Here is a 13,286-nt window from a genome sequence, read left to right on the forward strand (position 1 = left end):
TCACATAAAGATGATCATGGCTTCGATGATGCATATCCGCGTGACGACATTGTCGATATGCGGTGTTTCATCGTTGTTCGACACCCGGGCTCCGGGACCGGAGGTCTCCACCGTCGTTGTTTCGGCCATAGTCACGATGTTCGAGCTCGCCGCTGAAGTGACGATGCGGGTGCTGTCGCCGCTGGAGACGTTTTCGACCACGGCGGCATTGGTTTCATTCTTCACCACTTCGCCATTGACCTTGTTGATGGTTTCTCCGCAGCCGACGTGGTCTTCGACAGTCAGGCCGGTGGTGACGGTGCGGGTGATCATGCCGCTAATCGTGGTTTCAGTCAGGTCGCCGCTGGTCGATGTGCGGATGGTGTTGCCGCTGGTGGTGGTTTCCATCAGATCTCCGCTGGTGGAATTCCTCACGGTGTCGCCGGCCAGGCTGACGTCCAGGGTGCTTCCTGTCATGCTGGTATTGATGACGCTGCCGGTAGTGGTAACGTTGATCGATACACCGGTATTTGAATTGTTGGTGGCCACGCCCATCACCGACGTTGAGGTGCTGGTCAGGCCGGCGCTGGCCGATAAGCTGTTGCCGGTGTAGCTGGTGCTCTTGCTGGTATTGGTGTGGCTGGTGCTGGTGCTGGTGTCGACGTAGCTGCTGCTGACGCTGTCGCCGGTCCAGCTATCGCTGTCGGATTTGGCGAAGTGCGTATGGCTATAACTCATGTTGCCCAGCGCCCGGCTATAGGTCGAGCCGAACGATTCCGAAGCGCTCAGGATGTCGGTAGCCACCGGGTCGGATCCGTACAGTTCGCCACTGTCGGACTGCGCGCCGGTGGCGGCCGATTCGGCGCAACTGAAACTGTAGCCGGCGCCCTGGGAAAAGCTGGCGTTGCCGAAGCGGCCAGTGTCATAAGCGGTCTTCACGATGCCGCTGGATTGTTTCAGATCGGGGGCCGAATACTTGCCGTAGCTGATGTTCTGGTTATCGCCGTAGCCAGTCGAAAAATTGCTGCCGATATGAGTGTTTGACAACCAGCCGGATGGCACCACCAGCGTAGTGCCGTTCGATTGCACGATGTTCTGGATCTCGGGCAATTCAGACTCGTCCTGCGCGCGACCGACCATCACCACCGAGCCTACAGTGGGGGCGGTTTGCATGGAGGAGGAGAGCTTGATCCACACACTGGGCGCATCTTTGTCGTCCGTGGAAAAACGCACGTATACGCCAATCTGCGGGAAGGCGGATGGTTTGGCGAGGCTGTCGGTGAAGTTGGTCTGGCCGGTGCTGAAGGAGCTGGCGGCGCCGAAGTCGACCGGGTTTTGTCCTGCAGTTGTGGCATCTGAAACCACCAGCGCCAATACGCTGCCTTGCTGGGTGTCCTGGATCGAATAAGGCGTGATCAGGAAGGTAGCGGCACTGGCCTGGAATTGGTTCTGGTAATTGCCATCGGCATCGACCTGATGCTTGACCGAGGTCAGTACGAAATCACCTTCTTCCAGGCAAGGCTGACGCGGGTTGTCGGGACCGCCGGCGCCGTTGCGCATTGAGAATCGGTGTGCTGAGCGGAAATGGCTGCAGGTGCTGGAACCGCTGAGTTCGTGGCGCGAACTATCGAGTGTGCTCTTGGTGGCATCCGCAAAGGCGCGTGCCTCGTCCTTGCTGCAACCGTATTGATAGCTTTTGTACAGGCGAAACGGTAGCGTGTCCGCGTCCGCGCTGCTGGCACCTTGGAACGATTGGAAGTCGACCACACGATTGTCGAGCCAAGCGCCGTCTTGTTGTGTCAGTACGCCATGCACGCCTGTGCTGCCCAGCGACTTTTTGAGACTGTATTCGGTAATGATGTCGGCCTGGGTCGCGCCCAGCGCTTGCGCGCTGCTGAAGTCATAGGACAGCGGACGGCCGTCGGCAAACACCTGGGGATAGGTAGTCTGATTGGAAAACACCACAGTGTGGCTGTTGCCGGTGTGGGTAAAGTAATAATGCAAGTGCGCCTTGCCGAGCAGGCGCATCAGGAAGTCATAGTCGGTTTCGCCGGCCTGCATCCAATCCTGACTGCGGTTCTGTGCCAGATTGTCTTGGCTGCCGGAAAACGGCGCATAGGCGATGTTGTGAGCATCGAGCAGGATAGTGATCATCTCCCACACGGTTTTTCCGTGAAACACGCGATAGCTGTTGGTCAGCCGGAGTCGATGCAATTCGGGCGCCATGGAAATGCTGTAGCTTCCGCGATTCTTGACGGAAAAACTGGTCACCATGCCATGAAACAGGGACAGCGTCGCGCTGGCGTTGTGATCTGTTTTTGCACCGCCCAGAGCTTGGTTGAAGGCGGCAGGATTCGGGCCGCTGTCGGCCGGAATTTCGATACCTACCGTAATCGGCCTGCCGATGATGTCGTTGAAGCTGAAGGTTTCGGCATGCGCACCGTCCGAATTGCCGTTCAATTCCAGTTCGAACTCGAAGAGGCCCGAGACTTGTTCTTGCCCCTGGAAACTTTGCAGGCGAAAGGTCTCGGCGCCGAGCGTGGTGTGGCGATCGAGGAAGATGGCGCAATGCAAATAAACCACCGGTTCCGGCGGTGCCAGGCGATTGACGGCAAAGGCGCGCGCTGCGGCTGCGGAGAGGGAATCGTTCATGCCGCCTCCAGGGACTTGGTGGTGCTGATCAGGTAACGCACCTCGCGTGGCTGCGCATCGCGTGCGGCCTCTTCGTTTGCGGGCAGGAGCCACGCCGTCTGGCCCAGCCGCCAGGAATTGGCGTCGCGACGGCGCGACGGCTGCGCCAGAGGCACGCCGCGCAGGCCGCTGGCGGCAACGTGCAACACGACCTCACAGTCCGCCAGCCGGTCTACGAGCAGACGCACCATGCCGTCAAGCAACTCAAAATGCGCTGTACCCGGCGGCCCGGATTGTTCTGATGATGGTTCCAGTTGGCGCAGCGCCGGTGGCAACAAACGGCAGAGGGCGTCGTAATCGGCTACGTTGATGTCGAGCCGAAACCTGGCTTGCTGGTCCCACACGCGACGGCCAGCGACGCTGGTGCGGCCGAGTCGATGATTGCGGCGTCCCAGCAGGCAGCGATCCTGTTCGTCGATCTCTTGCCATGCGCCGATGAAGGGCGTCAGCCGTACCGGCGCGCCCAAGGCCAGCGATAGCATGTGCACGATGGTCGAAGACTGTTTGCGCCGATTAGCCAGCAGGCCCGCCAAGCCCAGCCAATTACGGGCGGGCATTGGCATCTGGCTGGCCAGTTGTGGTTGCGACAGCCCCATTAGAGCCGCCATGCAGTGCGCCATGCCGGTTTGCTGGGGCGGGGCCTGGTGCAAGCCCATAGTGAGCTCCTGCTTCATCTGAAAACGCAGGATGTTGGCACGCTGGTTGAAAATGTCGAGGAAGTCGGACATGGCCGTGTAGCGCGCTGCAGCCAGTTCGCGCACCCATTCGGTGAACGATTCCGGCAAAGGGCCGATCACGCTGGCGATGCAAAAATTGGCGGTACTGATTTCAATCGAATGCGTGGCTACGCCATCGGCACGATCAGGGGTGGCCAACAATTTGAGCTGGGTGAACTCGCGCGCGGGAAAGGCCGCCGACAAATCGGCGCGAAAACGCAGGCGTTCTCCCATGCGGGCGCCGTCATCCGACTCAGCCAACAACAGGCGCATCAACTGAAAGACGTTGAAGTCGCCGTAGTGGCGGAGCATGTGCTCCCTTACAGTGCGATCGCGACGCCGGATTGTGCTGGCCATTGCTTTTGGCTTCCTTTGATGTTGCGTGTTTCCAGATTGACTTCAACCAGATGGTTTACACTGGCGTACATGCGCAAGAATTGCCGCAGCACCGAACAAAACAACACTGTGCTGCCGGCGCCGAAGTCAAGCGGCTCCATCACCACGGTCAACTCGCTGCCCCGCACGAAACCGCGCCAGCCATCCTGGCCGACATGGCGCATGATGCTGCGGCTGCGCAATTCCTTGATGGCGTCAATCTGCTTGCGACCACTATCCTGATTGGAGCCTAAATGCAGGCGCAGGATGTCTTTGAGCGCGGACAAGGCGACGGCCCCGCCGTCGAGCGACAAATGATTCAGCGCCAGTTGGGAAACCATCGCCCACGGGCGATTGCCGATCTGCGCAGCGCTGTGATGCGGCGTCGGTTTGGTCAGCGCGCGCACCGCCGTCACAGGGCCGGCACCCTCGAGATGCAGCGGACTTCCGGACATCAGGCGTTCGGGCAAGCGGCGGTTGGTGCATAAAGCACGGCCGCCGACGACTTCGTCGCCCGGCTGGCCCAGGTGGAATTCTTGGTCGAGGAAGGACACGAATATTTCGCTTCCCGACACATGCAAGGCTGTCGCCGATTGCCGGCGTGCCAGGTAGAAATAGTCTTGCTGCTCCAGACGTTCGAAGTTATCCATGGCGAAATAGGGCGCGATCGTGCGCGCCTTGCCGTCGCTGGAGAGCGACTCCAAGTGCTCGATGGTGTAAATCTCGCAATAGCGATGATTCTTCAAATCGCCCATCAAATGGTATTCGTAGCTGTTATGGTTCAGCGAGATCGGGTCGATGCGCTGAGAAAACAGATTTACCAGCGGTACGCAGTTCAGATACAAGGACGCGGCGCTTACATTGAGCGCCGCGTCGTAGGGGGTGTCCAGTACCAGTAGCAGGTCGAAATATTGATCGACCGCGCTGAAATCGAGCGTATCGAGTTGACTGATTTCAAAGAACAGGAATTTTTCGGGAAACGAAAAGTATTCCTGCAACAGGCGATAGCCGGGATGCGTATGAGGATTGGTTTTGAGCAGAGCCTCCTCGGATTCCATGCCGAGCCAACGCAGTACCTCAGCGTCGAGCAGGCGGGGTGAGCGTGCCGGGTCGTAAGGCGTGACCGCAATCGCAGTCAGATGCAAGGCCAGCAATTCATACAAGGCAAGTGCATCGATGTGGGCATCATTGATAAAGAAACGCAGGCGTTGCGGCCCCTTGCCCTTGACTTGCAGGGCACCGATGCCGTCAGCACGCAAGCGCACCCGCAGCACTGACTGCGCCGCCGGCGTAGCGCCCAGAAAAGGATATTCTGCCGCCGCGGAAAAACTGATGTCGTCAATGCGCAAGGGGAGTAGCGGCGTATCGTAAGCGGTGACGAAGCGGCATTCGCTCTTCTGACCAAGATGATTGGCGGCCGCCGCGGTGATGGTGCGACCGCGCGCCAGCAATTGTTCTTTGGTGAAATCAGTGCCGTCGGGTTTGACATCGAGCTGGGCGACGAGCATGGCCGGTATCGGTGCTTCCAAATGAGGATATAAGAAGGACAATAGTGCGTTGGGCAGGTTGGCCTTGTCCTGCTCGACCTGATGGCGTAAGCGCGCGCCCAGAAACGCAAACGATTGCAATAGCAATTCGACTTGCGGATCGGTGGCTTCGCGCGCATTCAGGCCTAGCGTACGCGCCAGTTCCGGATGCTTTTCACTAAACAGCAGGGACTCTGTACGCAGCGCCGCCAATTCCTGCCGGAAGCTGTTGTCGAGAGAAAAATTGCTTGCTTCCATCCTGTGCTCCTCAATGCGACGGCAACTCGAAATGGAATACATCCGATTCATCGCTTGCACCAATCAACCCGGACACGGCAAGGCGATAAGGGCTGGCGCTGTCACCGCTGGGCACAATCTGTACCTTGGCGATGCGCAAGCGCGGTTCATAGCGCGCGATCAGTCGTGCTATCCGGGCGGCATACTGCTCCAGTCGCAGCTTGTCGTTGGCACCTAGTTCGACCACGCTATGCACGCCGAAATCGAGCAAGTCGAGATCGGCGCCGGCCGCTACAAAACGGGCCCCGACCAGGCGCTGGATTTGCGCATGGATGGCCTCGCGCAGGTCGAACTGCGAGGTTCCATTGAACGATGGTGGCTGCGCCAGACGTTCGAGCAAGAACTGCATAAGACCTCCGATGAACCTGAAATACCGCGCCTGCCGGGTGCCGACCGTACAGACAGCTTATGGATTGGACGAGAACTTGCCGGCGATCGGCATGTTCTTGGCCAAACTCCATCCCGCAGTCTTGACGCCCTTGGAAGACATGTCGTTGAGCTGCAATGTATGGGTCCAGATTACTTCGGTGAAGTTGAGCTTGAACTGCTCGGTCGGCATGTCGTTGGGATGGGTCTGCAGCTGGATTTCGCTGATGAGGGCATCCTTGAGCTCGATCTTGATGATGTTCATGGTCTTGCCGCCCGACTCGCGCGCAATGTAGATGGTGCTGGGCGCGCCGGCGCCGGTGCCGAGCAGCTTGGCGCCGAGGCAATATTCATACAGTTTCACCGAAGTCTGGTCGACGTATTTGACCAGGGTGAATTCGGTGATGATGGGGCGACCCGAAGTACGGGCGTTGTTACTGACATCGGTGGTGACTTGTTGCTTCATGCCCTGGTGCAGCGACACCAGTTCAATGCACAAGCCGGTCGGGCCATCGGCCACCCAGCCGCTGTTATCGACCTGGCTGCCGTCGCCGCTCAGGATGCTTTGATCGCCTGGCTGGAAAAGAATCAAATCCATGACAACTCCTTTGAGATAAAAAGTTTTCCGAGTTATTTCGGCAGATTGGCCACCAGGCGAATCGATGTGGTGAGTTCTTCCAATTGGAAGTGCGGTTTGAGGAACACCGTCGCGCGATAGGCGCCTGGTTCACCGGGTACGTCGGTGACTACCACGCGGGCTTCGCGCAAGGGATAGCCGGCCTTGGCTTCCTGCGAGGCGTTGTCGTCCAGCAGCACGTAGTTGGAAATCCAGCTGTTGAGGTAATCCTCGACGTTGCCGCGGGTCATAAAACTGCCGATCTTGTCGCGCACCATTACCTTGATGTAGTGCGCGAAGCGCGAAGCAGCCAGCATGTAGGGCAACATCGCGGAAATCTTGGCGTTGGCATTGGCCGAATCGGAGAAATATTTTTTCGGTTGGTTGGTGGTCTGGCCGCCAAAGAATGCAGCCTGGCCGGTACCCTTGCGATGGCACAACGAGATGAAGCCCAGATCGTTGAGTTCTTTTTCGCGGCGATCGGTGATCGAGACCTCGGTCGGGCAAAATAGCTCGATGCTACCGTTGCTGGACGTGTAGGTGTAGCTCGGCAATCCTTCAACCAGGCCGCCGCCTTCGACGCCGCGGATGGCGGCCGTCCAGCTGTACAGGGCGAAAGCATTGGTGATGCGTTGGCCCAGCAGATAGGCTGGATTACCCCACAGGAAATGATTCGGTTCCGGATCGGGATAGCTGACCGGTTCGCCGCTCTTGTCGTAGATCGCGACGGCACCGTCGCCGCCGACATGTTCATCAAAATTGATGCCGTCGCAAGGCGTCGTATTGCGCTTGCTGGCGGCGCCATAGGGCAGACGCAGCAGAGCGCGCGGCAACACCAGCGAGACATAGCGGGCGTCTTCCAGATCGCGGAAGGCTTGCCAGCCCGCCATGTCGGCGCCTTCGAAGATCTTTTGCAGGTCACGTGGCTTGTCGAGTTTGTCGAAGCCGCTCAGGTGGAACAGTTCTTCTGACGCTTGCGCAATAAAGGGGGCGTGCGCGGCAGCGGCCACTTCGGCCATCTTGGAAATGAAGTCGATGTCGTCGCCACTATTGCCTATCTTGTAGTCACCGATCAGCAAGCTGTAGGGATTGCCGCCGAAGGTACCGTACTCGGCTTCGTAGACCAGCTTGAACAGTCGGCTCTGATCAAACTCGACCGCCTTCATCATGTCCTTGCGCAATTCATCCTTGGTGGCGTTGAAGACGCGCAGTTTGAGCATGGCGCTGGTTTCGGTGTTCATGACCAGGTAGTGCAGGCCACGCCAGGTCGCTTCCATGGTCTTGAAACTGTCGCAATGCATGATGGAGGACAGCGCTTCGCTGAGCCGGCGATCGATCTGGGCCACCAGTTCGTCAATCACCGCGACCGAACCGCGTGCGGTGGCCAGGATGATTTTGTTGGCGCCTTCCTGGCGCTCCTGTTCCTTGGCGTGGGCGGCGTCGATCTTGTGCTGCAATGCGTCCAGGGCAGCTTGCGCCAAATCCACTGGCGCCTGGGCCTTGGCCAGTGCTGCGTCGGCAGCGGTGGCGGCGCCTTGCGCGGTGACCAGTGCGGCGTCTGCTGCAGTCGAAGCGGTTTTCTTCGCGTCATCGGCATCAGGTGCTGCAGCTGCTTGCTTGGCGGTGTCTGCCGCGGCCTGCGCCGCAGCGACGTCGGCTTTTGCCTTGGTGGCGGCAGTCGCTGCAGTCGCGGCGGCGGCCTTTGCATCAGCAAGTGCTTTTTGGGCGGCGCTGACGTCGTCGCTGGCTGCAGGCGGCGCCACAAAGTAAAGATTAAGCTGAGTCACAAAAGGAGTAAGCAGCAACGAGGCCTGATCAGTCGTAACATTGTTGCCGTCGGCGATCTTGCTGCTCCAGTCGGCAAGCGGTGCGCCCAGGGCCGTATTTGTATCGGTTCCGCCCGACTTCAAGGTATCGATGACGGCATCGAGTTGCACTTCGATGCTATCGCTGGCTTCTGCCTTGGCCTGCAATTCACGCACCAGGCCGCGTGACTGGTAGAGACTGCTGAGCGAGGGAAGCGCCTGGATCACATTTAGCGGATCGAAGGCCTCAATGTTGGAAAAGGTCAGCTGATTGTCTTTGGCGTCGACCAGCAGATCGTGCAGGGCGACATCGTCCAGTTTGGCCTGTGTCAGCGTGGCGCAAGGCGCAATGGTCGCCATCACGTCGTTGAAGTTGTCACGGTCGATATCGACCAGCGTACGCGCCTTGAGCAAGGGATACTCGACGGCAGGGTCGCGCTGCCCCTTCAGATCGGCGAGGATGCCGACGATGAACGGCAGCTCCTTTTTCTCCAGAGCGCCTCCCGTTTCGACATCGTAGGTAATTTTCACCCGGGGAGGGCGGACACGCAGCAGCTTTTTTTGAATGCTTTCACTCATGATCTCACCTCAATCTAAAGTCATTTGTATAAAACGGCCGTCGTATTAATCGATGACCATGTCCGGTACGCCGGATGTCGGATAAATCAAAACACTTCACCGAGCCTCGACAAGAAGATCTCGGACAAGCACCGCCATCGAATCGGCCGTTCACAATGGCTTGACGTTTTCGTGCCAACAATTCAAACGATCGCCAAATTCGTCTCTCTATCTTTGCAATCGCCATGCCAAGTCATCGCGAATTGCTAAGCTCATGATTTTTATGGAATTTTTATTTTTCGATCGAGGAGTGCTGGGTAATAAAACGCCCATCTGAAAGCGCCGTCAATTCACTGTTTTCATAGGCGGCAAAAGGCCGGCGGCACGGGTGATAAAAACAACCAAGGTGGGTATTTTTTGCCCTCGGAAGAATGTCATGAAGCGCTGCCTGGAAATATCAAACAGCAGTCGGCGACAGTCAATATCAAGGCTCGCCATGAGCCTCCAGCAATTCACCGACGCCGAACATGCCTTCGTCAAGGATGGCGGCCGCAGCCAGGAAATGTCCGAAGTCGCTACGGCGCGAGAAGAGCGTCCATATCATCTCGGCACCGATGGGAATCTCTACCTACGATCTCAAAATGCATTGGTACAGGCGCTTCCACAAGGATTCGAAAATAGTCTGGTTGCGCTCGGCGGTGCTCAAGTTGTTTAACGGTACGGCGGATGAAAAATGATGCGGGCCATGACGGCAGCCAGCAAGAACTGAGAAACCAGCCTCCGTATCGGAGGTTTTTTTTCGACGGTCGTATCGATGGTGGGGCAGGGCGATCGCCTTCATCGGACTGCGCAAAAGAGAAAGATACCGGGAGGTTTGGAGGGATTCAAAACATACCTGGAACGATTCACTCCAAATAGCGAAAGAAAGGTCGCGATCCAAATTCGATTGGCGTCAGCGAATAACTTATTCGAATTTATTCTAAAAAAATTACGTAACTTTTGTTGCGTTTTGCATGATATTGAGCAACTATTCTTCGATAGTTAATGAGAATCATTGTTATTTTCATTAGTATTTTTGAAGGAGCAAGCAGTGTCGCCAGACCATGCCGGTACGGATTTATGTGCCGAATTTATCGCTTGCCGAAGTCAGTTGCGGGATGCGGCTGCGCGCATCTTGGGGGGCCGCGAGCGCGCCGAGGATGTGATCCAGGATGCCTATTTCAAGATCGCCGAAGTGTCGGCAGAGACCGAGATCCGCGAGCCGATTGCCTTCCTGTTTCAGGTGGTGCGCAACCTCGCCATCGACCGCCAGCGCCGTCTGTCGATGGAGTCGGTGTTCTTTGCGGAGGAGGACGACGGCATGCAAGTTTGTTCCGGCGCCAACGGCCCCGAGGCTACCGTTATTTCACGAGAAACCCTGGCGCGCGTGATCGCGGCCTTGTCGACGCTGCCTGCGCGCACCCTCAGCGCGTTTGAGATGCACAGGCTGGACGGTTGCACCCAGAAGGAGGTCGCTGAAAAACTGGGCGTCTCGACCACGCTGGTCAACTTCATGATCCGCGATGCCTTGAATTGTTGTCGCGAGATTATGTTGTAACGGCTGCCGCCAACCACCTGATCGGTACTTTGTCGCGGGTCAGATTCAGAGCCATGCAGCGAAATAAAAATATTTTCTAAAAATCGCTGAATTCCTTAAATTTCCACGCACTTGAATCGTCATGTAATAAGAGTGATTCTTATTTATCGGCAGCCTCAAGGCCTTGCGCCGCGAGCCGTCATCAGTCTCCGCGCCAGCGCGCGGGCGCTGGAGAATCGCGCCAGATAAAGATTCATGTAGACGTTGCAAAAGGAGATGCGATGAGTTGGGACGATGCAAATGCAAGCTTCAAGGTAGTCATCAATCACGAGGAGCAGTACTCGATCTGGCCATCGTACAAGAGCAGTTTGCCGGGTGGCTGGCGTGAGGCCGGCAAGGAAGGCAATAAGGAAGAATGCCTGGCCTACATCGACGCGCACTGGACCGACATGCGACCGCTCAGCCTGCGCAAGGCCATGGAAGGGCAGGTCACGGCGCAGGGCAATTTATCGTCATGAGCGCAAGCGCGGCAGTGAATCTTTTTTGTCTGCCTTACGCCGGCGCAAGCGCTGCCGTGTTTCGTGAATGGCGCAGCAAATTGCCGGCCTGGATCAATCCGATTGCGCTGCATCTGCCGGCGCGGGGCGTGCGTCAGCAGATGGCGCCCCTGCATCAATGGCCGGCCCTGATTGACTTGCTGGTCGCGGACGTGACGCCGCATCTGGATCGTCCCTTCGCCATCTTCGGCCACAGCATGGGCGCGCTGATTGCGGTCGAGCTGGCGCATGCAATTCGCCAGCGCCGGCAGCAGTCGCTGCTGCTGTTGTGCGCCTCCGGCTGCGAAGCGCCGTCGCGGCGGCAATGGAACGATGGCTGGCTCAGTAGCTCGCGTGAAGCGCTGCTGGCCGAGTTGCAAGGGCTTAACGGCACGCTCGGTGATTTGCTGATGAACGACGAATTCATGGCTCTGGTGTTGCCGATGATACGTGCCGATTTCCATCTGTGCGGCACCTATAGACGGCGCGACCGGGCGCCGCTGGCGTCGCAGTTGCTGGTGCTGGCCGGAACTCAGGACAAGCCCCATTTGCGCGATCCGGAATTGCTGCGTTGCTGGTGGTCGGAAGTCAGCGGCGCGTGTCGCACCGAGATCGTCAACGGCGATCATTTTTTCATCAACTCTCATCGGCAAGAGGTAATCGATCACCTCGTTGCCGCACTGTCGGATGCCAGCGTCGCAAGCCGCTGCGCCATCGCGTAATTCATACGCATTTTCCAGGAGGTTACCTGTGGAACAATTTGCCGCAACACCCTTATTCGATTTCGCGCCGCATAAGCTGCAGCGTGAAGAAATGCTCGGCCTGATCCGCCAGTTCGCCGCGCACGACGCCTTCCGCAGCGCGGTCGTCGACGAGCTGGAGCTGGACGAAGATTTTTATCGTCGCCCCTTGCGGCCGGAAGATCTCGATTTCCTCAAGTTCCAGAAGCCGGTCTCCGCCGACACCGTCAGCCGCCTGCCTTCGCTGGCTAGCAACCGGCTGCTGCTCAGCATCAACGAGCTGGGCATTGCGCGCATGCCGCGCAGCGGCGATGCGCAAGAAATGGCGCACTTCACGCAGTTCTACAGCGACGCCAACCAGGTGCTGGCGCAACGCATACGGCCGTTCCTGGAGAACTACGCATTCAGCTATCTGGCCGGCGACGAAGGCCTCACTGAGAACACTCAGGAGAGCTGCCTGCGACTGCAGACCTTGCTGGATGTCGAGCGCGAGCATTGGGATGATCTGTTCGCCATGCTGATCCGCAACAACTACCTGGAGCAGGGCCTCAAGTTCATCCTGGTGCAGCGCTGGAGCCTGGGCACGTCCAAACATGCGGCGCTGGCCCGCGCAGCATCGTCGGCCTATTTTTCTGCCGTGCCGCAGGAAGACTGGCCGGTGTTCAACGGCAAGTCGCCGCATGAAGGCTTGCTCAACGAAGTGGCGCGCCATTGCGGCGTGTCGCGCCGCTCGCACTCGTACTGGCAATTCTATCTGCCGACCAGCCTGGCCAAGGTCAATCTGCTGTATGCGCTGGGCTCGCGCCCGGACCGCGCGTTCGCTTTGCTGGGCGCGGCCTTCGCTGCCGAAGCCGAATCGATCGCCTTCGTCGCCGCACTGCTCAAGGCTTGCCCGCATCTGTCGCGTCTGGGCGGCATCAAGGCAGCCGACTCCCGGTATGCGGCGATCGGTCTGGTGGAGCGTTACAGCCGGGCCCACGCGGCGCTGACGCAACGTTACGGCGTCGCCGGCACGGCGCGAGTGGCGCAGGGCCTGACCGCCGGCATCCGTGTGGCCGGGCGCGGCCGCTGGGATCTGGGTGAGCAGTTGCGCTGGCTGTCGTCGATTGAACGCTATTGCAATTGGGCGCATGTGATCGACCGCCGCATCCAGGCCGAGTGTCCTGAAATCGACAGAGAGACCTTTGTCGAACCGCGCGAGATGTGTTCCACCACCCATGTCCACAACGACCATCGGCTGGTGGTGATCGAAAGCGGCGACATGATTTTCTGGGGCAACCTCGGCATGCAATTGTCGATGACCGTCGGCGACATGGTGCTGATCCCCGATGGCCGCTTGCATGGCTCCACCGTGGTGTCGGAAGAATGCACCTATCACCAGCCCATCATCCCGAACGAATGGATCGCCGAGCTGCTGTCGGAAACCGCCATCCGTCAGCCGGAGCAACCGGTGCTGGCCACCGGCACGGCCTGAGCCTGACGCTGGCAGCGGCAGGCTCAGGCCG

At 58.5% G+C, this 13,286-nt stretch carries 12 protein-coding genes; 5 read left to right on the forward strand and 7 right to left on the reverse strand.

The features are described from left to right. From PMI16_RS02145 to PMI16_RS25640, 7 genes are all read right to left on the reverse strand, one after another. Positions 1–2,631, reverse strand: a complete 2,631-nt coding sequence (locus PMI16_RS02145; RefSeq protein WP_007875916.1) for a contractile injection system protein, VgrG/Pvc8 family — start codon at positions 2,629–2,631, stop codon at positions 1–3. Then, positions 2,628–3,698, reverse strand: coding sequence for a type VI secretion system baseplate subunit TssG (gene tssG, locus PMI16_RS02150; protein ID WP_007875917.1), 1,071 nt, complete (start codon positions 3,696–3,698; stop codon positions 2,628–2,630). Before tssG ends, PMI16_RS02145 begins: the two co-directional genes overlap by 4 nt. An 8-nt stretch (positions 3,699–3,706) precedes the next feature. After that, positions 3,707–5,545: a type VI secretion system baseplate subunit TssF gene (tssF, locus tag PMI16_RS02155; RefSeq protein WP_007875923.1), complete on the reverse strand. Its 1,839-nt coding sequence runs from the start codon at positions 5,543–5,545 to the stop codon at positions 3,707–3,709. 10 nt (positions 5,546–5,555) lie between these two features. After that, positions 5,556–5,933 carry a GPW/gp25 family protein gene (locus PMI16_RS02160; RefSeq protein ID WP_007875931.1) on the reverse strand — a complete coding sequence of 126 codons (378 nt, stop codon included), beginning with the start codon at positions 5,931–5,933 and terminating at the stop codon, positions 5,556–5,558. A 57-nt stretch (positions 5,934–5,990) separates the two neighbouring features. Beyond that, positions 5,991–6,548 (reverse strand): Hcp family type VI secretion system effector, encoded by a 558-nt coding sequence (locus PMI16_RS02165; RefSeq protein WP_007875932.1) that lies wholly within the window; start codon positions 6,546–6,548, stop codon positions 5,991–5,993. 32 nt (positions 6,549–6,580) lie between these two features. Next, on the reverse strand, positions 6,581–8,950 hold the full coding sequence (gene tssC, locus PMI16_RS26345; protein WP_007875933.1) for a type VI secretion system contractile sheath large subunit: 2,370 nt from the start codon (positions 8,948–8,950) through the stop codon (positions 6,581–6,583). A 324-nt stretch (positions 8,951–9,274) separates the two neighbouring features. After that, positions 9,275–9,427: a hypothetical protein gene (locus PMI16_RS25640; RefSeq protein ID WP_157212496.1), complete on the reverse strand. Its 153-nt coding sequence runs from the start codon at positions 9,425–9,427 to the stop codon at positions 9,275–9,277. Here PMI16_RS25640 and PMI16_RS25645 point away from each other — a divergent pair. From PMI16_RS25645 to PMI16_RS02190, 5 genes are all read left to right on the forward strand, one after another. Continuing rightward, positions 9,426–9,644 carry a hypothetical protein gene (locus tag PMI16_RS25645; protein WP_007875934.1) on the forward strand — a complete coding sequence of 73 codons (219 nt, stop codon included), beginning with the start codon at positions 9,426–9,428 and terminating at the stop codon, positions 9,642–9,644. The genes PMI16_RS25640 and PMI16_RS25645 overlap by 2 nt on opposite strands. A 375-nt stretch (positions 9,645–10,019) precedes the next feature. Beyond that, positions 10,020–10,526, forward strand: coding sequence for an RNA polymerase factor sigma-70 (locus PMI16_RS02175; protein ID WP_007875935.1), 507 nt, complete (start codon positions 10,020–10,022; stop codon positions 10,524–10,526). Positions 10,527–10,786: 260 nt separating this feature from the next. Beyond that, complete coding sequence (locus PMI16_RS02180) at positions 10,787–11,023, forward strand: MbtH family protein (RefSeq protein WP_007875936.1); 237 nt, start codon at positions 10,787–10,789, stop codon at positions 11,021–11,023. 14 nt (positions 11,024–11,037) lie between these two features. Then, positions 11,038–11,763 carry a thioesterase II family protein gene (locus PMI16_RS02185; RefSeq protein WP_237719768.1) on the forward strand — a complete coding sequence of 242 codons (726 nt, stop codon included), beginning with the start codon at positions 11,038–11,040 and terminating at the stop codon, positions 11,761–11,763. A 28-nt stretch (positions 11,764–11,791) separates the two neighbouring features. Further along, positions 11,792–13,255 (forward strand): hypothetical protein, encoded by a 1,464-nt coding sequence (locus PMI16_RS02190; RefSeq protein ID WP_007875939.1) that lies wholly within the window; start codon positions 11,792–11,794, stop codon positions 13,253–13,255. Positions 13,256–13,286 lie beyond the last annotated feature (31 nt).

It is taken from the genome of Herbaspirillum sp. CF444 (assembly GCF_000282135.1).
GTDB lineage: Bacteria > Pseudomonadota > Gammaproteobacteria > Burkholderiales > Burkholderiaceae_D > Herbaspirillum.